The 26,045-nt window shown below is 70.4% G+C and carries 18 protein-coding genes; 12 read left to right on the forward strand and 6 right to left on the reverse strand.

Annotation, left to right across the window (positions count from 1 at the left end; genetic code table 11):
- Positions 1 to 25 precede the first annotated feature (25 nt).
- The 3 genes from CU044_RS07180 (at position 26) to CU044_RS07190 (ending at position 3,376) form a co-directional block, all read left to right on the forward strand.
- Positions 26 to 517 (forward strand): Lrp/AsnC family transcriptional regulator, encoded by a 492-nt coding sequence (locus CU044_RS07180; protein ID WP_129767600.1) that lies wholly within the window; start codon positions 26 to 28, stop codon positions 515 to 517.
- A 128-nt stretch (positions 518 to 645) separates the two neighbouring features.
- Positions 646 to 1,512, forward strand: coding sequence for a dimethylargininase (gene ddaH / locus CU044_RS07185; RefSeq protein ID WP_129767601.1), 867 nt, complete (start codon positions 646 to 648; stop codon positions 1,510 to 1,512).
- 322 nt (positions 1,513 to 1,834) lie between these two features.
- Complete coding sequence (locus CU044_RS07190) at positions 1,835 to 3,376, forward strand: hypothetical protein (RefSeq protein WP_240045403.1); 1,542 nt, start codon at positions 1,835 to 1,837, stop codon at positions 3,374 to 3,376.
- Between the two features lie 77 nt (positions 3,377 to 3,453).
- On the opposite strand, the gene CU044_RS07195 is transcribed toward CU044_RS07190, so the two are convergent.
- Both CU044_RS07195 and CU044_RS07200 read right to left on the reverse strand, forming a co-directional pair.
- Positions 3,454 to 5,079, reverse strand: coding sequence for a VWA domain-containing protein (locus CU044_RS07195; RefSeq protein WP_129767602.1), 1,626 nt, complete (start codon positions 5,077 to 5,079; stop codon positions 3,454 to 3,456).
- 20 nt (positions 5,080 to 5,099) lie between these two features.
- Complete coding sequence (locus CU044_RS07200) at positions 5,100 to 6,317, reverse strand: AAA family ATPase (RefSeq protein ID WP_129767603.1); 1,218 nt, start codon at positions 6,315 to 6,317, stop codon at positions 5,100 to 5,102.
- Positions 6,318 to 6,602: 285 nt separating this feature from the next.
- On the opposite strand from CU044_RS07200, the gene CU044_RS07205 reads away from it, so the two are divergent.
- Positions 6,603 to 7,712 carry a glycoside hydrolase family 19 protein gene (locus CU044_RS07205; RefSeq protein WP_129767754.1) on the forward strand — a complete coding sequence of 370 codons (1,110 nt, stop codon included), beginning with the start codon at positions 6,603 to 6,605 and terminating at the stop codon, positions 7,710 to 7,712.
- A 135-nt stretch (positions 7,713 to 7,847) separates the two neighbouring features.
- On the opposite strand, the gene CU044_RS07210 is transcribed toward CU044_RS07205, so the two are convergent.
- Both CU044_RS07210 and CU044_RS07215 read right to left on the reverse strand, forming a co-directional pair.
- Positions 7,848 to 8,885: an alcohol dehydrogenase catalytic domain-containing protein gene (locus tag CU044_RS07210; protein ID WP_129767604.1), complete on the reverse strand. Its 1,038-nt coding sequence runs from the start codon at positions 8,883 to 8,885 to the stop codon at positions 7,848 to 7,850.
- 66 nt (positions 8,886 to 8,951) lie between these two features.
- On the reverse strand, positions 8,952 to 9,356 hold the full coding sequence (locus tag CU044_RS07215; protein ID WP_129767605.1) for a cupin domain-containing protein: 405 nt from the start codon (positions 9,354 to 9,356) through the stop codon (positions 8,952 to 8,954).
- Between the two features lie 238 nt (positions 9,357 to 9,594).
- On the opposite strand from CU044_RS07215, the gene CU044_RS07220 reads away from it, so the two are divergent.
- Complete coding sequence (locus CU044_RS07220; RefSeq protein WP_129767606.1) at positions 9,595 to 10,461, forward strand: helix-turn-helix transcriptional regulator; 867 nt, start codon at positions 9,595 to 9,597, stop codon at positions 10,459 to 10,461.
- Between the two features lie 33 nt (positions 10,462 to 10,494).
- On the opposite strand, the gene CU044_RS07225 is transcribed toward CU044_RS07220, so the two are convergent.
- A complete protein-coding gene (locus CU044_RS07225) occupies positions 10,495 to 12,627 on the reverse strand; it encodes an alpha-galactosidase (RefSeq protein WP_129767607.1) in 2,133 nt (710 codons plus the stop codon).
- A gap of 179 nt (positions 12,628 to 12,806) precedes the next feature.
- Between CU044_RS07225 and CU044_RS07230 the strand changes: the two genes are divergently transcribed.
- From CU044_RS07230 to CU044_RS07260, 7 genes are all read left to right on the forward strand, one after another.
- Complete coding sequence (locus tag CU044_RS07230) at positions 12,807 to 13,982, forward strand: ROK family transcriptional regulator (RefSeq protein WP_129767608.1); 1,176 nt, start codon at positions 12,807 to 12,809, stop codon at positions 13,980 to 13,982.
- A gap of 8 nt (positions 13,983 to 13,990) precedes the next feature.
- Positions 13,991 to 15,304: an ABC transporter substrate-binding protein gene (locus tag CU044_RS07235; RefSeq protein ID WP_129767609.1), complete on the forward strand. Its 1,314-nt coding sequence runs from the start codon at positions 13,991 to 13,993 to the stop codon at positions 15,302 to 15,304.
- Between the two features lie 21 nt (positions 15,305 to 15,325).
- Positions 15,326 to 16,270, forward strand: coding sequence for a sugar ABC transporter permease (locus CU044_RS07240; RefSeq protein WP_129767610.1), 945 nt, complete (start codon positions 15,326 to 15,328; stop codon positions 16,268 to 16,270).
- Positions 16,271 to 16,368: 98 nt separating this feature from the next.
- On the forward strand, positions 16,369 to 17,190 hold the full coding sequence (locus CU044_RS07245) for a carbohydrate ABC transporter permease (protein ID WP_129767755.1): 822 nt from the start codon (positions 16,369 to 16,371) through the stop codon (positions 17,188 to 17,190).
- 267 nt (positions 17,191 to 17,457) lie between these two features.
- A complete protein-coding gene (locus CU044_RS07250; RefSeq protein WP_165371809.1) occupies positions 17,458 to 19,275 on the forward strand; it encodes a carbohydrate-binding protein in 1,818 nt (605 codons plus the stop codon).
- A 175-nt stretch (positions 19,276 to 19,450) separates the two neighbouring features.
- Entirely contained in the window at positions 19,451 to 21,865 is a 2,415-nt protein-coding gene (locus tag CU044_RS07255) for a glycoside hydrolase N-terminal domain-containing protein (protein WP_129767612.1), read from the forward strand.
- Positions 21,862 to 23,154 (forward strand): SGNH/GDSL hydrolase family protein, encoded by a 1,293-nt coding sequence (locus tag CU044_RS07260; protein WP_129767613.1) that lies wholly within the window; start codon positions 21,862 to 21,864, stop codon positions 23,152 to 23,154. Before CU044_RS07255 ends, CU044_RS07260 begins: the two co-directional genes overlap by 4 nt.
- Before the next feature lie 45 nt (positions 23,155 to 23,199).
- On the opposite strand, the gene CU044_RS07265 is transcribed toward CU044_RS07260, so the two are convergent.
- Entirely contained in the window at positions 23,200 to 25,962 is a 2,763-nt protein-coding gene (locus CU044_RS07265) for an ABC transporter substrate-binding protein (protein ID WP_240045404.1), read from the reverse strand.
- Between the last annotated feature and the right edge of the window lie 83 nt (positions 25,963 to 26,045).

Consider the following 26,045-nt stretch of genomic DNA (forward strand, 5'->3'; position numbering starts at 1 on the left):
TGCGCCCGAGTGGAGGGGATTCCTGATGCGCCGTCACGGAACTGTCCTGGATGACCTCGATCGCAAGATCCTCACAGCGCTGATCGCCGACGCCAGGGCGAGTTTCAAGGAGATCGGTCTGTCCATCGGGTTGTCGGCGCCCGCGGTGAAGCGCCGGGTGGACCGGCTGCGGCAGGAAGAGGTGATCACCGGTTTCACCACGGTGGTCACACCGGCGGCGCTGGGCTGGCACACCGAGGCGTACGTGGAGGTGTTCTGCGAGGGGGCCGCGCCGCCCAAGCGGCTGGCGGAGGTCGTACGGAACCACCCCGAGATCCAGTCGGCCGTCACCGTGACCGGTCGCGCCGACGCGATCCTCCATATCAGGGCGCTCGACGTCGAGCACTTCGAGGATGTCCTCGAACGGATCCGTGCGGAATCGTTCGTGAAGGAGACGCACAGCTTCGTGGTGCTGTCCCATCTGCTGCCGACCAGTCCCGAGGCGGGCTCGGGGCGCTTCTCCCGGATCGCGGATTAACGAGTAGCCGCTCTCGCGCCTTCACACGCAACAGAGTTGCGGTCCCGCGCAACATTCCTCTCTTGTTCGCGTGTCCCGGGTCTCCATATTCTGGTGCTCATGTCGCCGGTTCCAGGAAAGGGCCGTTCATGAGAGAGCGACGGACAGCGAGGAAACGCCGTTTTCTGGTGTGCCCGCCGGAGTATTTCGAGGTCCGCTATGCCATCAACCCCTGGATGACATCGGAGGAACCGGTGGATACCGCGCTGGCTCTCCGGCAATGGGAATCCCTCGTCTCCGTGTACCGGGATCTGGGCCATGACGTGGAGACCGTAACGCCCGTCGCCGGTCTGCCGGACATGGTGTTCGCCGCCAATTCCGCGCTGGTGTTCGACGGCAGGGCGTTCGGGGCGCACTTTCTCGCACCGGAGCGGCAGCCGGAATCCGGCCACTACCGGGCATGGTTCGAAAGCGCCGGATTCGAGGTGGGCAGCGCTGTCCATATCTGCGAGGGAGAGGGCGACTTCACACCGGTGGGAGGACTGCTCCTCGCCGGGACGGGATTCCGTACGCTGCCGCAGGCACACCAGGAGGCCCAGGAGTTCTTCGGTGTGCCCACGGTCAGCCTGCGCCTTGTCGACCCGCTCTTCTACCATCTGGATACGGCGTTGTTCGCGCTCGACGACCACAATGTCGCCTACTATCCGGGCGCGTTCTCACCGGGGAGCAGGCGCGTGCTGGAAACCCTCTTTCCCGACGCGGTGATCGCGACGGCGCAGGACGCCAAGTGTTTCGGGCTCAATTCCGTGTCGGACGGGCACCATGTGGTCATCGCCCAGGACGCCGCCGGGCTCATCGCGGCGGTGGCGGACCGCGGATACCGTCCGGTCCCGGTGGATCTCTCGGAATTCCGGAAGGCCGGCGGCGGGGTGAAATGCTGTACGCAGGAACTCCGCACGCGGGAGGCGGGTACGCGCGAAGGGCCGGCGAACCGCGCCGTCACCGCGTCGGCCTGAAGAAGGCCCGGCTCCGTCGGCGAAGGCAGGCCCGGGGGCTCCCGCGCCGCGGTCCGGGCGATCGGCCGGGGGCGCCTCAATCGGTATGTAGGGAAGGGCAGTTGGCCACTAGAATTCGGTAACGGGCGCGTTTGTCGCGTCCGACCGATTGGGGGGCCAGATGTCCTGGGATCAACAAGGCGGGGACAGAGGTAACACCGGGGCCGGAGGGTTCGGTGGGACCGGAAATGGGACCGGGGGGTCCGGGGACCCCGGAGGCGGAACCGGGGGGTTCGGCGGAGCCGGAAGCGGGACCGGGGGGTTCGGGGGATCCGGGGGGTTCGTGGTGCCTCCGCCGCCCGCCCAGCCGCCGGCCGCACCGCCTCCGCCGCCCGGTCCCGCGGACCCGGTGCGGGCCGTCGCGGTGGCCCTGCTCAACCTCACGGGCCTCGGGCTCGGTTACGCCCTCATGCGCCGGTGGCTCGCCACGGCCGTGTGTGTGATCGTGACCGGTGTCCTGCTGGTGATCGCCCTTCCCGCGGAGCCGGACGGTGTCCCCGGTGGGGTGCTCACCGCCTACCTCGTCTTCCTGGCCCTCGCGGCCGCTCACGGCGCGGCCGGCGGGCTGCGCACCCCGCTAGCCTGGCCGCCGCGGTCGCCCGTCGCCGTACTGCTCGGTCTCGTGCTGCTCGCCGCACCGGTCGGAGGAGTGGTCCTCTACGACGGAGCGCGCGAGGAGGCCACGCAGCAGATGCTTCTCGACCGCCTCGGCCGGGCCGACCAGCTCGTGCGGACCGCCACGAGCAAGCCGTTCAAGGCGGCCGAGCCCGACTACAGCGAGGCGCTGGCCGTCTACCGCGGCCTCCGCGAGGACCACGCCGACTCCCGGGCCGCCCAACGCGTTCCCGAGCGGCTGAACGCGTACTACACGACGATCGGCGCTCCGTACGACGAGCGGAAGTACTGCGAGGCGATCGCGCCGCTGAACTATCTGCGGTCGGTGCCGGACACCATCGGCGCGAAGGAGCTCGGCTCGCTGGTCAACTGGCCCGACGACCGGCTCGCCACCTCGCTCTACGAGTGCGGGCTGCCCGGCCTCGGCAGCGTCACGGGCGGTGCGGAGACCGGCGGCCACCTCTACGAGCTGCTGACCACCTTCCCCCGCTCCCCGCAGGCCGCGCGGGTCGAACCGGCCGTCAGCTCCGCGATCGACAAGGTCGCCAAGGACCTGAAGGGCGGCGAACCGTGCGCGGCCAACGAGACGATGCGCACCCTCGCCGACCAGGCCAAGGCCCTGCCGGGCGACGCGGCGGGCGTGTCCGCCGCCCTCGGCAAGGACGCGGCGAAGGCGAAGCGGCATGTCCAGGCCGGTATGTACGCGTGCGGCGTGGACCAGTACAAGGACGGCAAGTTCGACGAGGCGCGGAAGACGATGGACGACTTCGCCGGCACGTACAAGAAGGACAGGAACCGGGCCCGTGCGCAGAAGATCGCCATAGCCGCGGAGATAGCCCAGGACGAGCCCGCCGCGGGCAAGCGTCTGCCCACGACGGCCTCCGGCGGCAGCATCACCGTCACCATCAGCAACGACAGCCCCGAAGAGGTCGAGATCCTCTACACGGGCCCGGTCACCGGCAGCGTCAAACTCAAGGCGTGCGACGGGTGCAGGCGGTACCAGAGCTCCGTGGCCGCGTCGGTCAGCGCCTGTCAGGGCGGTGAGAACTACCCCAGCAAGACGATCAGCCTGCCCGCGGGCACCACGTACTTCCTGCACAAGTCCACGGGCGGCTCCGCCTCGACCGGTACGGACACGACCAAGATCGAACCGGGCTACACGTACACGGAGTGTGCCTACGTGGTCGAGGGGCTCGGCACCGGCTTCTAGGGTTCCCGGCAGATACGAGGAGTCCCGCCCGCCTCCGGTGGGCGGGACTTCGCCGTTTCGATCCGTCAGCCGGGCGGTCAGAGCACCCGGAAGAGGTCGGCGGCGGCTTGGACGTCGGTGAGGTCCTCGATGGAGCGGAGGTTGTCGCACAGGGCGTCCAGGACCGAGCCGGCTTCGGCGGCGCGCGGGGCACCGACGGCCACGCCGAAGACACGGAAGCCCAGCAGGTGCTTGGCGTCGTTCCAGCCGCGCATCCATTCCTCGGTGACGCCGCATTCGTCGTCGGTGATCATCACGATGTCGCCGCGCGGGCCGGCGTCGTCGTTGAGCTCCTCCGCCAGCAGTTCGGCGGCCGCTGTCAGTGGTGTCTGGTAGCTGGTGCCGCCGCCGAGGAACGTCTCCGCGAAGTGGAGCACTTCGACGATGTCCGCTTCCCGGCCGGCCGGGAAGCGGAAGACCTGGATCTTGTCGGCGGCGGAGAACAGGATGCCGGCGAAGTCACGCCTGGCGTGGCGGGCCTGATCCAGCAGCGCCAGGGCGCACGCCTTGGCCCATGCCTCGCGGGTGACTCCGCCGGGCCCCGCCTCGTACATGGAGTGCGAGGTGTCCACGCACGCGATGATGGCGCCCTGGCCGGTGCTCTGCTCTCCCTGGCTGTCGTAGAGCATCAGCTCCCCGGCGGCGTAGCGCGCGGCGAACACCGCACGCAGCTCGGGCAGGCCGAGGTTGGCCAGCTCGGAGGGGATCAGGCGGGAGAGGTCATTGCCGAGCGTGACGCCAACCAGCTCCCCGGCGGCGTTCTCCACCTTGCGGGCGCGCTCACCGTCGGCCATCTGCCGGAATCGGCCGATCAGCTCGGCCCACTGTGCGAGACGGCTGGTGCGCAGCCGCTCGGCGAGCAGCGCGCGCCGGTCGAACGGCATCCGCTCCAGCTCGCCGGGACCAACGCCCCAGGCCCGCATCAGCGCGGTCTCCTGCCGCGCGCCCTCGGCGGCCTTCGCCGCCGCGTTCCGCGCGCCGGCACGGATACCGGGGGCCGCCGCCGCGAGGGCCTGCGCGGCGTCCTGGGCGGCCTGCCGCGCAGCGGCGTCGGCGGCCTCGGCGGCCTCGGCGGCCTCGATCGCCTGTTGGACGGCATCGGCGGCCGGGGCCTGCACGGTGCCGTCCTCACCGGCCTCGTCCGCGGCCCGCTGGAGCGCCTCGCCCACCGCGGCCGCCGCGCCCTCGGCGGCCTGCTGGGCCTTCTTCGTCTGCTCGGCCTGTTCCTGGGCGTCCTGGGAGCGCTCCAGCGTCCGGCGCAGCGCGGCGGCCTGGGCGAGCACGGCCATGGCGGCGGCGTAGGGGTCGCCTGCGGTCTCCCGGCGCAGCTCGGCGAACTCCGGTGACTCCACCAGCGAGGTGATGACCTGGTGGTTGACCAGCCGCGAGTGGTCCATCTCCGTGCGCTCGCGCAACCGCGGGCCGACCTTGTAGGCGGCCATGAACGCGTCGGTCAGGAGGTCGGTGGCGTACTCGTAGCGCTCGTTCAGCTCCTCGGCCAGCTCGCGCAGTCCGGCCGACTGCTCGTAGGTGTCGCGCCACGTGATCTGTTCGAACCGGTCCGCGACCACGGCCGCGGTGTGCCGCTCGGGAGCGGCGGACAGGCCCAGCCACTTCCCGGCCCCGCTCGCCATCTCGTCGAGCCGGTTCGGTGTCCTGCCCATGCTCCCGATCCCCCCGGCGTTCAGAGCTGCGCCTGCACCATGCTCGCGTCCACGCCGAGGGCCTCGGTGAGAACGCGGGCGCGGACGGCGCGCTGGCGGCCCGTGACGCGGTCGATCGCGGCGGTGGAGCGGCCGGCACCGGCGGCCTCCTCACGCAGCTTCTCCAGCCGCTTCCCCGCCATGGCGAGCTTGTTGTGGGCCTTCTTGATGACCCACTCGCTCAGCGCCTCGCGGGACTGCCCGGCCATGGCATCGAGCTGGGCCTCCAGTTCCTCGATGGCGTCGGCCAGGTCGAGCGCCTCCTTGGCGTCGGGGTTGACCAGGTGCAGTACCTCGCGTTCGACGGTCGGGCGTTCGGCCGGGGAATCCCACAGCACGTGAGTCAGCACCGACAGGTCGGTCTCGGCGACCGCCGGGCGGCCGTCGAGATACGCGGATGCCTGGAGCAGGCCCACCGCCTGCCGCCAGCGGCGGTCGGAGGCGACGAGTTCCTTGCGGCGCAGGGCGGCCCGCAGCGTACACACCGCGTCCACGATCGTGTCGGGGACGTCCACGGCCGGGACGGCTTCGGTCACGGCGTGCCGCAACGCGGTCAGCTCGATGGTGGTCCGTGTCGGTGCCACCGGGCGGCTGACGGCGGAGCGGACCAGCGCGGCGAAGTTCGAGGGGTCCGCCAGGTACCCGACCTCGATCCGCACCAGCAGCCGGTCGTAGATCGCGGCCGAAACCTCTCCGCCGGGCAGTTCGTTGCTCGCCGTGATGGCCCCGATCAGGGGGCAGCGGATCGGCTCGCCGCCGCTCTCGGGGTGGTAGATCCGCTCGTTGAGGTAGCCCAGCGTCTCGTTCAGGGCCGCCGTGGAGCACTTGAAGATCTCGTCGATGAAGGCGACATGCGCGGTCGTGGCGCGGCCGTCGTAGACCTGACGGTACTCACCCCGGGCCAGCGCGGCGACGTCGATGGGGCCGAACATCCTTGTCGGCGCGGTGAACTTGGACAGGAGGATCTCCCAGTAGGACGCCCCCTCGATCCTGCCCGTGAGCTCCCGGGTCATCTCGGACTTCGCCGTTCCGGGCGGTCCGAGCACCAACGAGTGCTGTCCGGCCAACAGCGTCACGACCAACGTCCGCACCACGTCGGCCCGTTCGTAGAAACGGTCCGACACCTCGTCGCTGATCATCCGCAGTCTCCCGGCCGTGTCCTGCGCGCCGTGCGCGTTCCGCGCGTCCTGTGTGCCCATGTTCAACTCCATCGCTGTGAAGCCCTGTTGGGCTGACGAGACGGCCCCCTGCCCGAGCAAGATAACGCGCCCGCATCCGGGTCAGCCCGCCGTCCGGCTCGTTGCCGCGTCGCCCCCACGGCCCGCGATTGGTCCATACCAAGCCCTTGACGCGGGCTTCACTCACACCTTGAATCAAGTATTGAACTCCCTTGTCAACTCCCCCACTGGTGTGAGTCTCGCGAAAGGTATGACATGGGCATGAGAATTCAGTGGAGACGCGTGGCCGCCCGGCGGTACGCCTCCATGACCCGCAGGGCGGCGTACGCGGCCGTCGGCTCCCTCGTCGTGGGACTGCTCAGCGTGCTCCCCGCCTCTCCCGCCGCGGCCGCCACCGGCCAGATCAGCGGGCTGGCGGGCAAGTGTGTCGACGTGGCGGGCGCGTCGAGCGCCAATGGCACCGCCGTGCAGCTCTACGACTGCAACGGCTCCGGCGCCCAGCAGTGGAACGTCGGTTCGGACGGCACCATCCGGGCCCTCGGCAAGTGTCTGGACGTCACCGGCAATTCGACCGCCAACGGGGCCGTGCTCCAGCTGTGGGACTGCACCGGCGCCGCCAATCAGCGGTGGGCCGTGTCCGCCGCGCGGGACATCGTGAGCATCGCGGCCGACAAGTGCCTCGACGTCACCGGCAACAACCCGGCCAACGGGACCCGCTTGCAGATCTGGACCTGCACCGGCGCCGCGAACCAGAAGTGGTCCGCTCCGGCCACCGGCGGCGGCAACCCGAGTCCGGGCGGATTCGTCGTCTCCGAGGCCCAGTTCAACCAGATGTTCCCCGGCCGGAACCCCTTCTACACGTACAGCGGTCTGACCGCCGCCCTCGGCGCCTACCCGGCCTTCGCGAAGACCGGCAGCGAGACGGTCCAGCGCCAGGAGGCGGCCGCCTTCCTCGCGAACGTCAACCACGAGACCGGCGGCCTGGTCCATGTCGTGGAGCAGAACACCGCCAACTACCCGCATTACTGCGACTGGGGCCAGCCCTACGGCTGCCCGGCGGGCCAGGCTGCGTACTACGGCCGCGGCCCGATCCAGCTGAGCTGGAACTTCAACTACAAGGCGGCCGGGGACGCGCTGGGCATCGACCTGCTCAACAACCCCTGGCTCGTGCAGAACGACTCGGCCGTGGCCTGGAAGACCGCCCTCTGGTACTGGAACACCCAGTCCGGCCCCGGCACGATGACCCCGCACAACGCCATGGTCAACCAGCGCGGGTTCGGCGAGACGATCCGCAGCATCAACGGCAGCATCGAGTGCAACGGGGGCAACCCCGGACAGGTGCAGAGCCGCGTCGACGCCTACCAGCGCTTCGTCTCGATCCTCGGGACCACGCCGGGCGGCAACCTCTACTGCTGACCACCGGGACAGGGTCCCGTAGCCCGATGGAGATCCGGGGGGCTGTCCGGCCGCGCGCCGGGCGGCCCCCGTCGTGCGTCACACACGTCGGGCGCCGTCCCGCACGCCGGACGCGGCCGGGGATGCCGGACGCGGTCAGGGGCGGACGAGTACCTTCAGTGCCTCGCGGTCGTCCATGGCCCGGTACCCCTCGGGCACCTCGTCCAGGCCGATGGTGCGGTCGAAGACACGGCCCGGCTCGACCTCGCCGTCGAGGACGCCGGGCAGCAGTTCGTCGATGTAGGCGCGCACCGGAGCGGGGCCGCCGTTGAGCGTGATGTTGGGCCCGAACAGGCTGCCGAAGCCGACCGGGGCGTCCTCGTACTGCGGCACACCGACGCGGCTGATCACACCGCCGGGACGCACCACGCCGACCGCCATCTCGTACGCGTTCATGTAGCCGACAGCCTCCAGCACCGTGTGGGTGCCGTCGCCGCCGGTGAGCTCCCGTACCTTCGCGATGCCCTCCTCACCGCGCTCGGCGACCACGTCGGTGGCGCCGAAGTCGCGTCCGAGGTCGGTGCGGTCCTTGTGCCGGCCCATGAGGATGATCCGTTCGGCGCCCAGACGCTTGGCCGACAGCACGGCCATCAGCCCGACGGCGCCGTCGCCGATCACGGTCACCGTGGTGCGTGGGTTCACACGGGCCATCTTCGCCGCGTGGTATCCGGTGCCGTACACGTCGGACAGGGTCAGCAGGGACGGCAGCAGGGCGGAGTCCTCGCCCACGGGCAGCTTCACCAGCGTGCCCTGGGCCTGCGGGACGCGGATCGCCTCCGCCTGGCCGCCGCCCACACCGCCCGCGGCCCAGAACCCGCCGTGGCGGCAGGAGGTCTGGAGGCCCTCACGGCAGAAGTCACAGGTGTTGTCGGCGAACGCGAAGGGGGCCACGACGAGATCGCCCCGCCTCAACCCGGCGACGTCGGAACCGAGTTCCTCGACGACGCCGAGGAACTCGTGTCCCATCGGCGTTCCCTGCTCGGAGGCCGGGATGTTGTGATACGGGTGCAGGTCACTGCCGCAGATACAGGCGCGCACGATACGCACGACCGCATCGGTGGGCTGCCGCAGAACGGGGTCGGGCGCGTCCTCGACGCGCACATCGCCGGGTCCGTACATGAACGTGGCTCGCATGAGGCACCTTCCCTGGTGATGAGGTGATGGCGGTTCGTTGGTTTCGGTGGGGCGCGATCTCGGTGGTCAGCCGGTCGCGCCGCGGTATTCGTCGTCGGTGACGTGCTCGCCCCACTGGGTTTCCGGGCTGTCGTCGCCGCGGCCCTCCCACAGCGCGATATGCGTCATGAAGTGGTCCGGAGCGGCGCCGTGCCAGTGCCACTCGCCGGGCGGGGTGTGGACGGTGTCTCCCGGCCGCATCACCACGACCTCACCGCCGCGGGACCGCACCAGCCCGACGCCGTCGGTGACGTACAGCGTCTGCCCCACGGCGTGCGTGTGCCAGGCGGTACGGGCGCTGGGCGCGAAACGTACCGTGTTCGCCCGCATACGGGACGGCTCCTGGCCGGCGTAGATGACGTCGAACCACACGTCACCGGTGAACATCTCGTCCGGCCCCTTGGCCGAGGGCCTCTGCGGCAACTTTTCCATGCCGGTCGCTCCTTGCGTCGTGCTGTGCCACCGCGGACGGGAGAGAGAAAGGCCGCCGCGGTCGGCTGATCGGCGGTTCCACGCGGCCGTGCGATCTTCTTCGCGCACCGGCCACATCGTGCAGAGTGGCATTCCCACACCCACCCGCAAAGGGGAGAATTTCCTCCCCGGGACGCATTCATCCTGGGAGGAAACTGTCCCCCTCACAGGAGGGCCGGCCGGTGGGACACTGGTGCGCATGAACCGCGACGCACACCTTAATGAGCTGGGGGAGTTCCTCCGGGCCCGGCGCGCCGGGCTCAGCCCCCGCACAGTGGGGCTGCCCGACAGCGGCTCACTCCGGCGGGTGCCCGGCCTGCGCCGGGAAGAGGTGGCCCAGCTGGCCGCGATCAGCACCGACTTCTACACCCGTCTGGAGCAGGGACGCATCCAGGCGTCCGCGCCCGTACTGGCCGCCCTCGCCCGTGTGCTGCATCTCGACGACGACCAGCGCGACTATCTCTTCGGGCTGGCGGGAAAAGACCAGAAGCGGCCCCGGCGGCGCGCACTGCAGAAAGTCCAGCCGCAATTGCAGCGGCTTCTCGACGACCTCACCGCGACTCCGGCGATTGTCATGGGCCGCCGTATGGACGTTCTCGCGTGGAATGCGCTCGCCGCCGCTCTGGTCACCGATTTCGGCCGGATTCCGGAAAGGCACCGCAATTACGTGCGGCTGGTCTTCACCGACCCCGCCATGAGGACGCTGTACAGCGACTGGGAGACCGTCGCGCGCACCTGCGCGGCCCAGTTGCGCATGGAAGCCGCCACGTATCCCGACGACCCGCGCCTTACGGAGCTGGTCGGCGAACTGTCGGTCCAGGACCCGCAGTTCCGCGAGTGGTGGGCCGCCCACCACGTCGCCGCGCTGAGTGTGGGCACCAAGACGCTCCATCACCCCGTCGCCGGCGACCTCACCCTCGACTGGGACACCCTGACCGCGAGCACCGACCCCGACCAGCAGCTCGTCATCTGGACCGCCGAGGTGGGCACCCCCTCCCACGACGGGCTGCGCATCCTGGCCTCATGGGCCGCGGACCACCCGAAGGCCGCCTCGGACAGCGCCTGACGCGGTGCCGCCCGAGGCCCATCTCCGCCTCGCCTACGCCTCCTCGTCCACCCTGATCAGATGCAGGGACGTGCTCGCCCAGTCCCCGGCCGGCAGTTCGGGCACGATCCCGTACCCGGTGAGGACCGACGCGTGATGGACGGCGCCGGTACGGGCGTCCCGGTAGCGTGCGGCGGGGTCCAGCCCCGCCAGCCTGAGGGCGGGGCGCGGGGTGCCGTGGCGCGGTGCCCGCTGCCAGACCAGCACGAACGCCTCCCGCCGGTCCGTGGTGGTGTACTGCACGGCGGACGGCGCGTCGTCGACGGGACCGCGCAGCCGGTGCAGGGTGCCGTGCTGCACGATATGGCGGACCTTCTTGTACTCCGCCACCCACTTGGCGCCCTCGGCGCGTTCCGCCGCCGTCCAGCGCGCGAGATCGCCGCCCACCGCCAGCACCCCCGCCATCGCGACATGGAAGCGGTAACGCAACGGCACCGAGCGGCCGGTGAGCTGGTTGGGCACGTCCGTCACCCAGGCCGCCATCGTCCGTGCCGGGTAGATCTGGCCGAAACCGTGCTGGATCAGGACGCGGTCCGCCGCGTCGGTGTTGTCGGACGGCCACGCCTGGTCCGTACGGGAGAGGATGGCCAGGTCGACACGGCCCCCGCCGCCACTGCACGTCTCGATCCGCAGCCCCGGGTGGTCCGCGCGCAGCCGGTCGATGACCTCGTACAGGTGGTGGGTGTACCGCGTCCACAACACGTCCTCGCCGCCCTCGCGACCGGGCCAGCCGGCCTCGCTGAAGGCGCGGTTCATGTCCCACTTGAGGAAGTCGATCCCGTTCTCCGCGACCAGCCGCGTCAGCCAGCCGTATGCCCACTCGGCGACGTCGTCCCGGGCGAAGTTCAGCACCAGCTGGTTGCGCAGCCGGGTGCGGGTGCGGTGCGGGAAGTGCAGTACCCAGTCCGGGTGCGCGCGGTAGAGGTCGCTGTCCGGGTTGACCATTTCGGGCTCCACCCACAGGCCGAAGCGCATACCGAGCCGGTGGACCTCCTCGATCAGCGGGGTGAGCCCGTTGGGGAAGCCCCGGGCCGCCGGCACCCAGTCGCCGAGTCCGGCCGTGTCGTCGCGGCGCCCGCCGTACCAGCCGTCGTCGACGACGTAGAGCTCCACTCCGAGCTCCGCGGCCCGCGCCGCCAGCGCCTTCTGTCCCGCCTCGTCGACCGCGAAGCCGGTGGCCTCCCAGGAGTTGAACAGTACGGGGCGCGATTCCTCGGGGTGCGGCAGCACATGGGCCAGGATGTACGCGTGCCAGGCGCGGCTGGCCGCGCCGAAGCCGCCGTCCGTGTACAGGGCCGCGTAGCGCGGGGTCACGTACTCCTCGCCGGGCCCGAGCGGGAGTGACACCCCGTCGTGTCCGGCTCCGCCGGTGAAGGCCGTACGTCCGTCGGGGGTGCGCTGCACGGTGACGTGCCAGCTTCCGCTCCAGGCCAGGGCCGCGCTCCACACCTCGCCCCGGTCCTCGGTGGCGTCTCCGGCGTCCAGCATCAGCCAGGGGTTGGCGTGGTGGCTGGTGATGCCGCGCCTGCTGGTGAGCACGGTCTCGCCGTGCGGTACGGGCTCCCGGTGGAGCACGCCCTCCGCCGACCACTGTCCGGTGACATGGCTGATCCGGTAGTCGTCGCGCGGCGGCAGCGTCCAGGCCGCGGAGTCGGCGCGGGCCAGCGTGAGCGGCTGCCCGCCGGTGTTGCGCAGCACGGTCCAGCGCTCGACGACATCGGCGTCCTCGTGGACGCGGTAGTGCAGGGTGACCGCGAGCGGGTAGTGGCGGTCGCGGAACTCCAGCGCCAACTCGGCGGTTCCCGGGGCCGGTTCGCTGGTGCGGTGGCACACGTACCGCCACTCGAAGGCGCGGGTGCCGTCGGCGAACCGTACCCGCAGGGAGGGCGCTCCGTAGCGCGCCCCTCCGTCGACGGGCAGCTCCTCGCCGGCCGCCGGTCGGCCCTCGAAGCTGCTGATCTCCACGGCCGGAGGAGGTACGAGTTCCGCGGCCGCCGCGAGGGTCAGCCGTGGTCCCCACGCGAGGTGGCAGGGCGCTCCCGTGTCATCGATCCGCAGCGCGTACGACGTGCGCGCGGTGGAGAGCAGCCAGACCCCGGAGGCCGGGGCGAAGGAGATCAGAGACATTGATCCTCGCGTTCAAATAGCGCCACAGGAGAGGTGAGCAGCCAACCTCTCCTTCGATCGACTGTCAACACCTGCATCAGATCTCTCTTTTACAGGCTGAAGCTGCCTGTAGAAGGTTCTTCATGCGATGTCTGCTTCTTTCATTGACAGCAGAAAAGAATCACCCTAGCTTTCCGGCCATGCGCTCAACCACTCCCCATGAGGCGGTCCCGGCGACGACGCCGGCCGCTTCCCTGGTCTTCACGACCGTGCTGTCCCACGGCCCGCTCACCCGGACCGAGATCGCGCGGCGGGCCCGGCTGTCCCCGGCCGCGGTCACCAAGGCGGTGCGCCCGCTGATGGAGGTCGGGTATCTGGTCGAAGGGGTGGACGAGGGCGCGCCGCCCGCGCTCGGACGTCCGGCGAACCTGGTGCGGGTCGACGCGGGCAGGGCGCTGTTCATCGGGATCAAGGTGACGGGCGACGAGATCATCGCCGTCCTGGCCGACCTGTGCTGCCGTATCCGGGTCGCCCGGCACGTACGGCTCACGGACCGTGAGCCGGGGGCGGTGCTCCCCGCCCTCACCGCGCTGGTGCGGGAACTGCTCCTGGAGGCCGATGGTTTCGGTGTGCGGGTGCGGGGGCTGGGCGTCGCCGTCTCGGGTGATGTGGACCGCGCGGACGGTGTGGTGCGCTACTCGCCCTTCCTGGACTGGCGGGACATCCCGCTCGCCGAGATCGTCGGAACCGCGACCGGTCTGCCGGTCACGGTCGACAACGACGTACGGGCGCTGACCGTCGCCGAGCAGTGGTTCGGGGCAGGGGTCGGGCTCTCCGACTTCGCCCTGGTGACCGTGGGCGCCGGTATCGGCTGTGGTCTGGTGGTGCATGGACGGGTGGTGTCGGGCGCCCACGGTGTGGCCGGCGAGATCGGACATCTGTCCATCGACCCGCTCGGCCCGCCGTGCCACTGCGGCAACAACGGATGCGTCGAGGCCATCGCCGCGGACCCGGCGATCCTGCGCGGAGTCCGGGAGGCCACGGGCAGGCCCGTGAGCACCGCGGCCGAGGCGCTGGAACTGGCCCGCGGCGGCGACCCCGGGGTCCGTGGGGTCTACGCGCGGGCCGGCGAGGCCATCGGCAGGGCCATCGGCTCGGTGGTCAATGTCCTCGGTCCGGAACGCGTGATCATCTCCGGCGAGGGCCTGGCCGCGTACGACCTGTTCGCCGAGGGCATCCGCGACGCGTTCACCGCGTCCGCGTTCGGCACCGCCGCGCAGTGCGACGTGATGACACGTCCGCTGCCCTTCGAGGAGTGGGCGCGCGGGGCCGCGGCCACCGCGATCCAGTCCTTCATCGGATCAGACACGCAATAGGAGTAGCGATGACGCTGCAGAGCCGCACCCCCCGGACCTCCGTGGGTCCACACCGCAGAAGGGTGGTCCAGGGGCTGTTCGGTGCCGGGGCCGCAGCCCTGGCCATGCCCGCCCTCGCCGCCTGCGGCGGAGGGGCCGCGTCCGACCCGAAGACGGTGACCTTCGGCTCGAACGGCGCGGACGCCACACCGAAGAAGGCCTACGCCGCGGTGACGGACGCCTTCGCGAAGGACAGCAAGCTCACGGTCAAGACGAACACCGTCGACCACGACACGTTCCAGAAGAGCATCTCCACCTATCTCCAGGGCACCCCTGACGATGTCTTCACCTGGTTCGCCGGCTACCGCATGCAGTACTTCGCCAAGAAGCGCCTCGCCAGCCCCATCGACGACGTGTGGGAGACGATAGGCGCCGGTTACAGCGACGCCGCCAAGCAGCTGTCCAAGGGGGAGGACGGGAAGTACTACTTCGTCCCGCTCTACAACTACCCGTGGGCCGTCTTCTACCGCAAGAGCGTCTTCCAGCAGTACGGCTACGAGATCCCCGTGACGTGGAGCCAGTTCACCGCGCTGGCGAAGCGGATGAGGAAGGACGGCCTCTCCCCCATCGCCTCCGGCTACGGCGGCGGCGACACCTGGAGCATCCTCGGCGCCTTCGACTATCTCAACCTGCGTGCCAACGGCTATGACTTCCACATGTCCCTGATGCGGGGCCAGGTCGCCTGGACCGACAAGCGCACCGCCAGGACCATCGACCTGTGGCGCGAGCTCACCCCGCACTACCAGAAGGGCGCGGGCGGCCGTTCGTGGCAGGACGCCGCGCAGTCGCTGCTCGACAAGAAGTCCGGCATGGCGATCATCGGTCTCTTCCTCGGCCAGCAGATCACCGATGAATCCCTGCGCTCCGACATCGACTTCTTCCCGTTCCCGGAGATCGACCCGGCATACGGTCAGGACACGGTCGAGGCGCCCACCGACGGCTTCATGCTCAGCCGCAGGCCGAAGAACCCGGACGCCGCGCGGAAGTTCCTCGAATTCCTCGGTGGGGCCAAGGCCGAGAACCTCTACATGGGCGTCGACCCGAGCAATGTCGCCGTCAACTCCGGCGCCGACACCGGCTCGTACAACGCGCTCCAGAAGAAGTCCGCCCAGCTCATCGCGGACGCCAAGCACATCACCCAGTTCGGGGACCGCGACAGCGACCCGGGATTCATCTCCACCGTGGTCCAGCCCGGCTTCACCGAGTGGCTGAACCACCCGGACGACGGTTCGGCCCTGCTGAAGAAGATCGAGTCGCAGCGCTCGCGCTTCTTCACGGCCTGATCCCACCGGAGAGGTTCCACCATGTCCTCCGTGCGTACCGCGCGCCGGTCCCCGTCGCGCGCACACCCCCGTCCTCGCCGGCTCGGTCCTGGTGACCGCCTCTTCCTGACGGTGGTCGTCGGCATCCCGCTGATCGCCCTGCTGGTCTTCGTGTGGCTGCCGGCGCTGGCCTCCATCGGTCTGTCCTTCACCAGCTGGGACGGCCTCTACCTGGCCGACGTCCACTGGGTCGGTCTGGACAACTACCTCCAGATCTTCACCAATTACCCGCCGTTCTGGCCGGCCGTGCGGCACAACGTGATCTGGCTGCTGTTCACGGTGCTGCTGCCCGCGCCGTTCGGTGTCTTCCTCGCCTACCAGCTGGACCGGAAGATCCGCTTCACCCGGATCTACCAGACGGCCATCTTCATGCCGATGGTGCTGTCCCTGGCGGTCGTCGGCTTCATGTGGGAGATCATCTACAACCCGGACAACGGGCTGCTGAACGGGGTGATCGGCGCCGTATCGCCCGGCCACCACATCGACTGGCTGGGCGACCCGAACCTCAATCTCTGGGCCGTACTGGTCGCTTCCGGCTGGCGGCACGCCGGCTACATCATGATTCTCTACCTGGCGGGGCTCAAGGGCTTCGACCCCGCCCTGAAGGAGGCCGCCGCGCTCGACGGTGCCAATGGACGCCAGACCTTCCTGCGGGTGGTGCTGCCGGCCATGAAGCCGGTCAACATCATCGTCCTGGTCGTCACCGTCATGGAGTCCCTGCGCGCCTTCGACATCGTCTACGTACTCGGCGGCGGTACCGGCAGCAAGCCCGGCATGGAACTGCTGTCCCTGCTCATCACCGACAACATCATCGGTGAGTCCAGCCATATCGGATACGGTTCCGCCCTCGCGGTCATCCTGCTCCTCGTCTCCCTCGCGGCGATCGGGGCGTTCCTCTTCCAGACCTTCCGCAAGGAGGACCAGTGACCGCGACCGTCACGCCGCCGGCCCCCCGGTCGCGCACCCCGCTCCCCCGTACCGCCGGGGCTCCCCGGGGGCCGAAGCGGCAGACCGGACGGCACCTCATGCTCGGCGGCATCGCGCTGCTGTGGCTCGTGCCGCTGCTGTGGGCCGTCTACACCTCCCTGCGGCCCTACTCCGACACCACGAAGCACGGCTATCTGTCCTGGCCGCGCAGTATCGGTCTGGGGAACTTCGCGGACGCCTGGAGCCAGTCCGGGATGCCGCGCTTCTTCTGGAACTCGGTACTCATCACCATTCCGGCGGTCCTCGGCACCCTGCTGTTCGCCGCGGCGGTGGCCTTCTTCGTGTCGCGGTTCGACTTCCGCTGGAACATCGCGCTGCTGATCCTCTTCACCGCGGGGAACCTCATCCCCGCCCAGGTGCTGATCACGCCGCTGTACCGGCTGTATCTGCTGGTACCGCTGCCGGGGTGGATGAGTGATTCCCTGCTCGTCTACAACTCGCTCTGGGGCATCATCTTCATCCACATCGCCTACCAGTGCGGCTTCTGCACCTTCGTGCTCAGCAACTACATGAAGACGATCCCGAAGGAGATCTTCGAAGCCGCTCTCGTTGACGGCGCTCCGGTGTGGCGCCAGTTCTTCCAGATCGTGCTGCCGCTGTGCCGCCCGGCGTTCGCGGCGCTGGCCACGCTGGAATCCATCTGGATCTACAACGACTTCTTCTGGTCCCTCGCGCTGATCGAGACCGGTGACAAGCGTCCGATCACCTCGGCCCTCGCCAATCTTCAGGGCCAGTACTTCACCAATCCGAACCTCATCGCGGCGGGCGCCCTGCTGACCGCGATCCCGACCCTGCTGGTCTACTTCGCGCTCCAGCGCCAGTTCATCAGCGGGCTCACCATCGGCTCGGGCAAGGGCTGAGCCGCCGCCCCGCTCGCGCCGCCGCCCCGCTCGTACCGCCGGCCCACGTACCACCGCCATCGCGTACCACCGGCCCGCGTACCGCCGCACCGCTCGTACGAGCGTCACCGCGAGCGGCCGGCCGGCCACCACCGTCAGGAACGCACGTCCCCTGCCCGGTTCCACCCGCGCGATCCCCCGTGACCCGACAACTGGAGGTGCGACCCCATGCGGTCATCCTCGTACCCCGCCCCGCCGGCAGCCCGGACCGGCTCCGCGCGCCGGACCATGAGAGCCATGCTGGTCCTGGCCGTCACCGCCGGTCTCGCCACGGCCGTTCCCGCCGCCGAGGCCACGGCTCCGGCCCGGGTCGCGGCGGCCTCGTCCGCCGCCGCGACCACGGCGGGCGCCGCCGCCTCCGCCGAGGCCGCCGACATCGCCGCCAAGCCCTATATGGGCTGGTCCAGTTGGAGCATGCAGTCCTCCAAGTACCCGGGGCTGAACCCGGACGGCGATTACAGCTATCTCACCGAGGCCAACGTCCTGAAGCAGACGGACGCCCTCGCAGCCAAGCTCAAGAAGTACGGCTACGACCGCGTCAACATCGACGCCGGCTGGTGGCGCGACAACGACTGGAAGCCCGGGTTCGACGCGTACGGGCGGCAGACGCACGACCCGGTCCGGTTCCCCCGTGGCATGAAGCCGGTCGCGGACCACATCCATGCCAAGGGCCTCAAGGCGGGTATCTATCTGCCCGTCGGCCTGGAGAAGGAGGCGTACGGCGACGGCGAGGTGCCGATCTGGAACGCCCCCGGCTGCACCACCGCCGATATCGTCCACCCGGACCTGCGGACCACCAACGGCTGGGACAGCTCCTACAAGATCGACTTCGCCGACCCGTGCGCGCAGAAGTACATCGACTCGCAGGCCCGGCTGTTCGCCGACTGGGGCTACGACTTCCTCAAGCTGGACGGCGTGGGCCCCGGCTCGTTCAAGTCCGGTGACAACTACGACAACGTCGCCGATGTCGCCGCCTGGCAGAAGGCCATCGCCGCCACCGGGCGCCCCATCCACCTCCAGCTCTCCTGGTCGCTCGACATCGGCCACGCCGCCGACTGGAAGCGCCACTCCAACGGCTGGCGCATCGACACCGACATCGAGTGCTACTGCAACACCCTCGTCACCTGGGAGAACTCGGTCAACGACCGGTGGGACGACGCCCCCGCGTGGAGCGACAAGGCGGGCCCCGGAGGCTGGAACGACTTCGACGCGATCGATGTCGGCAACGGGGAGATGGACGGTCTCACCAAGGCCGAGCGGCAGAGCTATATGACCCTGTGGGCCATCAGCAAGTCGCCCCTGTACACCGGTGACGACCTCACCAGGCTGGACAGTTACGGTATCTCGCTGCTGACCAACCGCGAGGTCATCGCCGTCGACCAGAGCGACTCGCCCGTGGCGCGTCCGGTCACCCCGATGGGCGACCAGCAGGTCTGGGGCACCCGGAACCCCGACGGCAGTTACACCGTCGCCCTGTTCAACCTCGGCGACTCGCCGGCCTCCGTCACCGCCCACTGGGCATCCTTCGGCTTCACCGGCAACGCCTCCGTGCGCGACCTGTGGAACAAGGAGAACCTCGGGCGCCACACGAACAGGATCACCGCGGCCCTGCCCGCACACGGCTCGCGTCTGTTCACCGTCAAGCCCGGCGGCGAGGCGCTGCCCACCACCGGTTACGAGGCGGAGTCCGCGGCGAACACCCTGACGGGCAACGCCTCCCTCGCCGGATGCGACGCCTGCTCCGGTGGCCAGAAGGTCGGCAACCTCTACACCGGTGGCAAGCTGACGTTCAACGGCATCACCGTGAAGAAGGACGGGATCTACACCGTCCGGGTCGGCTACGTCAGCGGCGACGCGCGCTCGGTGACCGTCTCCTCCAACAGCGGTAACGGAAGCAGTCTGAAGTTCCCCTCCACCGGTGACTGGGGCACCGCCAAGACCGTCAGCGTCCAGCTGGCCCTGAAGGCGGGCTCCAACACCATCACGTTCGACAGCGGCGGCGGATACGCGCCCGACCTCGACAGGATCGACGTACCGCGCTCCTGACGTACCCCCGCGGGGCCCGGTGACCCGACCCGGGCCCCGTACCGGGCCCCGTACCGGGCTCCCGGCGGTGCCCCGACCGGCCCCGCACGCCCACCGAGTGATCCCCCGACGTCACACCGGCGGTCCGCAGCCGCCGTTCCCGCCTGCGCGTTTCCCCGGATATGGAGTGCACCCCGTGGACATCCCGCACACCCCCTCCCCCGACAACCGCCACAGCCGCAGGGGCTTCCTCGCGCTCACCGCCGCCGGCGCGGCCACCGCGCTCGGTGCCCTGCCCGCCTTCTCCGCCTCGGCGGCCCCGCTCCGTCCCACCGAGTCGCCCCTGCTGTCCCCGGCCGACGCCGCGAGGAACCAGCTGTGGTGGCAGGCTCCCGGCTCCGCCGGCTCGATGATCGAGCAGGGGCTCCCGGTCGGGAACGGACGCCTCGGGGCGCTCGCGAGCAACGATCCGGCCGCCGAACTCCTGCTGATCACCGACGCCACGCTGTGGACCGGTGGTCTCAACGACACACTCCAGAGCGACGGCCAATTCCCTTACGGGCGTGATGACTTCGGCTCGTTCACCCTGCTCGCCGAACTCACCGTCGCCCTCCCCGACCACGACCTGGGCCGCGTACACGACTACCGCCGCACCCTCGACCTCGCCCAGGGCCTGATCACCACCTCGTACGAACTCTCCGGTGTCACCTACCGGCGGCAGATCTTCGCCAGCCGTCCCGACGACGCCATCGTCCTGCACTTCTCCCAGCAGGGCGGCGGCGCGTACACCGGCACCCTCTCCCTCGCCGGCACACACGGCGAGTCCACCACCGCCGACAGCGCCCGGCGCTACGCGTCGTTCGGCGCCTCCTTCGCCAATGGCCTGAAGTACGGCGCGGCCGTCACCGCCCACAGCAGCACCGGTACGGTCCGGGTGCGCGGTACGTCGATCACCTTCAGCGGCTGCCGGGACCTCACCGTCGTCGTCAGCGGTGGCACCAACTACGCGCCCGACGCCGCCGCGGGTTTCCGCGACCCGTCCCTGGAACCGGAACGGCTGGCCAGGACCAAGGTCCTCGACGCGGCCGGCCACTCGGCGACCAGTCTGCTGCGTACCCATGTCGCCGACTTCCGGGCGGTGTTCGGACAGCTCGGCATCGACCTCGGCGCCTCTTCCGCCGCACAGCGTGAGCTCGACACATGGGAGCGGGTGCGCGCACGCGACCGGGACAACGTCCCCGACCCGGAACTCGAAGCCGCCTACCTCCAGTTCGGCCGCTACCTGATGATCTCCGGATCACGGGGAAGCCTGCCGCTCAACCTCCAGGGCCTGTGGCTGGACGGCAACGACCCGGACTGGATGGGCGACTACCACACCGACATCAACGTCCAGATGAACTACTGGCTGGCCGACCGGGCGGGTCTGTCCGACTGCTTCGACGCCTTCGCCGACTACTGCCTCGCGCAGGTGCCCTCCTGGACGGAGGTCACGCAGAGGCTGTTCAACGACCCGGCCAACAGGTTCCGCAACTCCAGTGGCAAGATCGCCGGCTGGACGGTCGCCTTCTCCACCAACCCCTATGGCGGCAGCGGCTGGTGGTGGCATCCGGCCGGCAACGCCTGGCTCTGCCAGAACCTGTTCGAGCACTACGAGTACACCCAGGACCGCGCGTATCTCGGCAAGATCTACCCCCTCCTCAAGGGCGCGGTGGAGTTCTGGGAGGCCCGCCTGCTCACCACGACCGTCACCGACGCGTCAGGAGCCTCGCGCGAGGTCCTGATTGCCGACAGCGACTGGTCGCCCGAGCACGGTCCGCAGGACGCCAAGGGCATCACCTACGCGCAGGAGGTGGTGTGGACCCTGTTCGCCAACTACCGGGCGGCGACCGAGATCCTCGGCCGGGACACCGGCTACGGCAGGACCGTCGACCGGCTGCGGGAGCGGCTGTATCTGCCCGTGGTCAGCCCGAAGACGGGCTGGCTGGAGGAGTGGATGTCGCCCGACAACCTCGGCGAGACCACACACCGCCATCTCTCGCCGCTCATCGGGCTCTTCCCCGGCGACAGGATCCGCCCCGACGGATCGACGCCGAAGGACATCGTCGACGGCGCGACGGCGCTTCTCGACGCGCGCGGGATGAACAGCTTCGGCTGGGCCAACGCCTGGCGCGGCCTGTGCTGGGCCCGGCTGAAGGACGCCGAGAAGGCGTACCGGCTCGTCGTCACCAATCTGAAGCCGTCGGCCAACGGCAGCAACGGCAGCGCGATGAACCTCTTCGACATCTACGAGGTCGAGCAGGGGCGTGGCATCTTCCAGATCGACGCGAACTTCGGCACCGCCGCCTCGATCATCGAGATGCTGGTCTACTCGCGGCCGGGGCACGTCGAGCTGCTGCCCGCGCTGCCCGCCGCCTGGGCGGCCTCCGGTTCGGTGTCCGGCGTGGGCGTACGGGGCGGCTTCATCGCCGACGTCAGCTGGAAGAACGGCCAGGTCACCCGCGCGACGCTGAAGAGCGTGGGCGGCCGTCGCACGACCGTCGCCGCCGGAGGCACGACGCGCGAGATCAGCCTCGATCCCGGTGAGTCCGTCACCCTGCGGAACCTCGGATGAGGGCCGCCGCGGCGCGCGCGGGGGGCCGGTGGGTACGGTCCGCGTCCGGGCGCCGCGCGGTGGGTGTCGTGTGCGCGCTGGTCATGGCGGTCTGCGGCGCGCCGACCGCCGTCCCGGCGGCGCGGGCGGCGCAGTCGGCCCAGGCCGCGCACGCCGCCGGACAGAGCACGCACACCGTGGTCACCTGGGGCGCCAGTGCGGAGCGGCAGGGCGCCGGCCCCGCCGACCGCAGCTACCGGCTGATCGTCCGCACCAGCGTCGGCGGTACGGACCCGCGTATCCGGCTCTCCAACGCCTTCGGTGACCACCCGGTCACCTTCGCGAGCGCCTACGCGGGGCTGCGGAAGCAGGGGGCCGAGCTGGTCCGCGGCTCCAACCGGCGGCTGACGTTCGGCGGGGCCGCGTCCGTCACCGTACCGGCCGGTGCGACCGTGCTCAGTGATGCCCTGCCGGGGAGACTGGCCGCCGGAAGCGATCTCGTCGTGAGTCTGTATGTGACCGGTGCGCGGGGGCCGACGACCGGTCACGGCATGGCCATGCAGACCAACTACGCCGCCGCCGGTGATCACGCCGCGGAGGAGGGCGCGGCCAACTGGACCGATCCGATGGGCTCCTGGTACTGGCTGGACGCCGTCAGTGTGGAGACGTCCGCGAGGACCGGCGCGGTGGTGACCCTCGGGGACTCCATCACCGACGGATGGGCTTCCTCCACGGACCGGAACCGCCGCTGGCCCGACTATCTGTCCCAGCGGCTCCTGGCCGCGCCCGGCAGCCCGGTGAAGGGGGTCGCGAACGAGGGCATCTCGGGCAACAAGGTGCTCGCGGACGGGGCCGGGGAGTCGGCGCTGAACCGGCTGGAGCGTGATGTGCTCTCCCTCCCCGGGGTCAGCACGGTCTTCCTGTTCGAGGGCATCAACGACATCAAGGCGCACTCCGGTGTCACGGTGGACGATCTGACCGCCGGATACCGGCAGATCATCGAGCGGGTGCACGCCGCGGGGAAGTGTGTCGTCGGGGCGACCGTCATGCCGTTCAAGGGCTGGTACGAATACGACGCCGAGAGCGAGGCCGTACGCCAGGGGGTCAACGACTGGATCAGGAACAGCGGCGCGTTCGACGCGGTGACGGACTTCGACAGGGTCACGCGCAACCCCTACGACCAGCAGCGGATCATGCCGTTCTTCGACGGCGGCGACCACCTCCATCCGAACGACAAGGGGATGCAGGCGATGGCCGACGCCGTCGATCTGTCCGCTCTGCACTGCGCTCGCCGAGCCGCGAGCCGTTGACCGCGGGGGTCTTGGGCCGGGGACCGGATACGAGCCGGGGGCCGGTTACGGGCAGGAATGCTCCTTGCCCTCCGGCCCCCAGGCCGTGCGCCGGTCGCCGCGCGCCACCGTGCCGCACAGCAGCTCGGTCACCGGCTCGTCACCGGTGCCGCGCAACACCGCGAGCAGTTTGTCGTCCGTCAGCCGTCCCCCGCCCGCCGCGCCATGGGCGTCGATCCTGCCGGTGGCCCCGTCGAAGCCGCCGTCGCCAAGGCCTTGATAGAGCACACCTTGCAGCAGTGTGCGGTCCAGCCGGTCGTCACGTCCGCCGGTGGTCCGCCAGGCCTGGTCGACGCCTTCGGCGAGATAGCGCAACGCGTCCCAGGCGAGGGCGACATGGCCGTCCCCGCGCATGGCTCGCGTCGCGGCGCTGTGGTCGCGGCCGTACGCACGGTCGTACGCGGTGAGGAAGGCGGCGGCCTCCGGGCTCCGTTCCGCCTGCGCGGGGGCATAACCGTGCGAGGCGTAGAAGAGGGTGAGGCCCTTGAAGTCGTCCAAGAGGCGCCGGTCCTCGGTCAGCGCCGTGGTGACATCGTCGCCGCCGAGCACACTGATCTCCGGGCAGTCGCCGGAGAGCCGGGCGATCTCGGCGAGGAACAGCTGCAACTGGCTGCCCCGCGCGGACCACACCACCGCGGTCCTCGGCTCCTCCCGTACGGACCGGCAGACCTCGCGGGCCAGGTCCTCCACGGTCGGTACGGACCGACCGCCCAGCGCGCCGGGCACCGCTCCCGGCTCCGGCGCGTCGGTGGGGGTGTAGAGGAGTACGTCGGTGCGCCCCGGCCCGTACGAGGCGCGGAAGGCCCCGGCGAGACTGTTGCTGTAGGCGTCGGTCGCGTCGGCGACGAGCGCCACCCGGCGTGCGGTGCGTCCGCCCGCGGTCATCCCGGCGTTCGAGGCGAACTCCGCCATCAGCTCGGCGGCCCGCGCGTCGGTGGGCGCCATCTGGTAGTAGTGCTCGCCCTGGCGGAGCAGTTCGTCGGCGGTGCCCGAGGTACCGATCATCGGGATGCCCGCCGCGTCGAGGGTACGTATCGCGTCGTACGTGTTGCGGCGGCTCTGCCCGAAGCCCACCACGCCCGCGATGGACGGATCACGCGCGGCGAGCTCGGCGATCCGGTCGGCGACGGCGGGGGCGTCCTTGAAACGGTCGCCCGCGTTGGCGGCGAGCACCCGCAGCGGGACACGCTCGCCGGACCGCAGCGCCTGGGCGTTGATGTGCCGCTGTGCCAGTGCGATGCCGCGCAGCTCGGCCAGGGTGCCGCCGCGCACCGGGTCCTCGGCGTCCTCGCCGCCGGTGAGCGGGCCGAAGTAGACGACGGTACGGCGACCGGGGCGCGGATCGTCGGCCGGCCGGCCCGCGAGCGCCGAGTCGGCCTCCTCGTTCTGCCGCTCGATCTGCTGGAGGACTGCCCGTACGGCCTGCTCACCGGGGGCCCCGCCGAAGCCGGACGCGCCGTCCGCGACGCCGACGCACTGTCCGTCCGTGCCGAGGAAGGTGGAGCCCTGGCAGGGGTCGTCCGCCTCGCGGCTCGCGAAGTCCGGTACGAGGACGAGACCGGCCGCCAGTGTCAGCGCGAGCGCTCCGATGCCCAGCACTCCCGCCACCTCGGCGCCCGGACCCCAGCGCGGGGACGGTGTGACCAGTGTGGGCCAGCGGCCGAGCCAGTACACCGCGGCCTGGTCGTCCTCGGGCCCCTCGTCCACCGGCACGACGATGCCGGTCGGCTGCCCCGGCGTCATCCCGCGCCGCTCGATATTGATCAGCTCGGCACCGGCGTGGGCGAGCCCCGTCGCATCGATGTCGGGGATGCGCGAGGCCAGCGAGCGTACGCCGCCCGCCACCGCGAAGACCGAGGTACAGCGCAGGTCCTCCATGGCGGAGCGGAGTTCACGCAGAAACCGCTGGGCGCGCGAGTCGGCCGGCCCGGCCTCGTCGAAGAGCAGCACGAACCGGGAGGTGCGGCGCCGCCGCCAGGGGTTGAGGAGACGGGCCCGGCACGCCTGGTCGAGGTCGGCGAGCAGGGCGTGCATGAGCACCCGGTCCATGCGCTCCGGCTCCTGGGCGGGCTCGCCGTGTACGAGGTCGAGCGCGGAGCGGAAGAAGTCGGTGGGCGGGCTGCCGTGCTGGCGGCGCACCCACTCCGCGTACCAGCTGCGGCTGCGGGCCCGTCCGAGCATGCGGCGGTTGGCGCGCCAGCCGAAGACGGCGCGCGGCAGCCGCTGGAAGAGCGGGCCCGCGATGAAGTTCCACAGCAGTTCGAGCAGTGTGCCGCCGCTGGCCTGGTCACGGCCGCCGAGCCACCACAGGCTCTGTGCGGTACGGGACCAGTTGCGGTGCTCCGCGTAGCAGTGGTTGCGCAGCTCGGCGTGGCGGCGCTCCATGAGCCCCTCGATGGCCGGCGCGGTGACGACGGAGCGCAGCAACCGGTAGCTGTGCGGCCGGAGTTCACCGGTACCGGGCGGCATGGTCTCGGCGAGCTGGAGGGTCAGATGCTCGAAGAGTTCGAGCGGCGGCCGGTCGGCTCCGTCCGGGATCCGCGGGATGTACGCGTGCGGAGCCAGCACCTCGCTGCGGCCGCGCATCCGTGAGCGGAGCCCCGCCACGATCCGGCGTCCCGCGTCGCCGCCGCCCGGCTCGCTGAGCAGGACGACCGGCACTCTGCTGCGGCTGCGTCGCGGCTGCACCACCAGTTTGTCGAACGCGTCGACAAAACGTTCAACGCCCGGATACGCCGGAATACGGCTGTGCGGATCCCCTGCGGTCATGAACGGGCCCCCTCGTTCCCCCTGAGAAACAAGGGTCTATTCGCCCGAGGCGCTCAGCGCAAGCCCGCCGCGCCGGACGGAGC

This window comes from Streptomyces sp. L-9-10 (assembly GCF_004151105.1).
Taxonomy (GTDB): domain Bacteria; phylum Actinomycetota; class Actinomycetes; order Streptomycetales; family Streptomycetaceae; genus Streptomyces.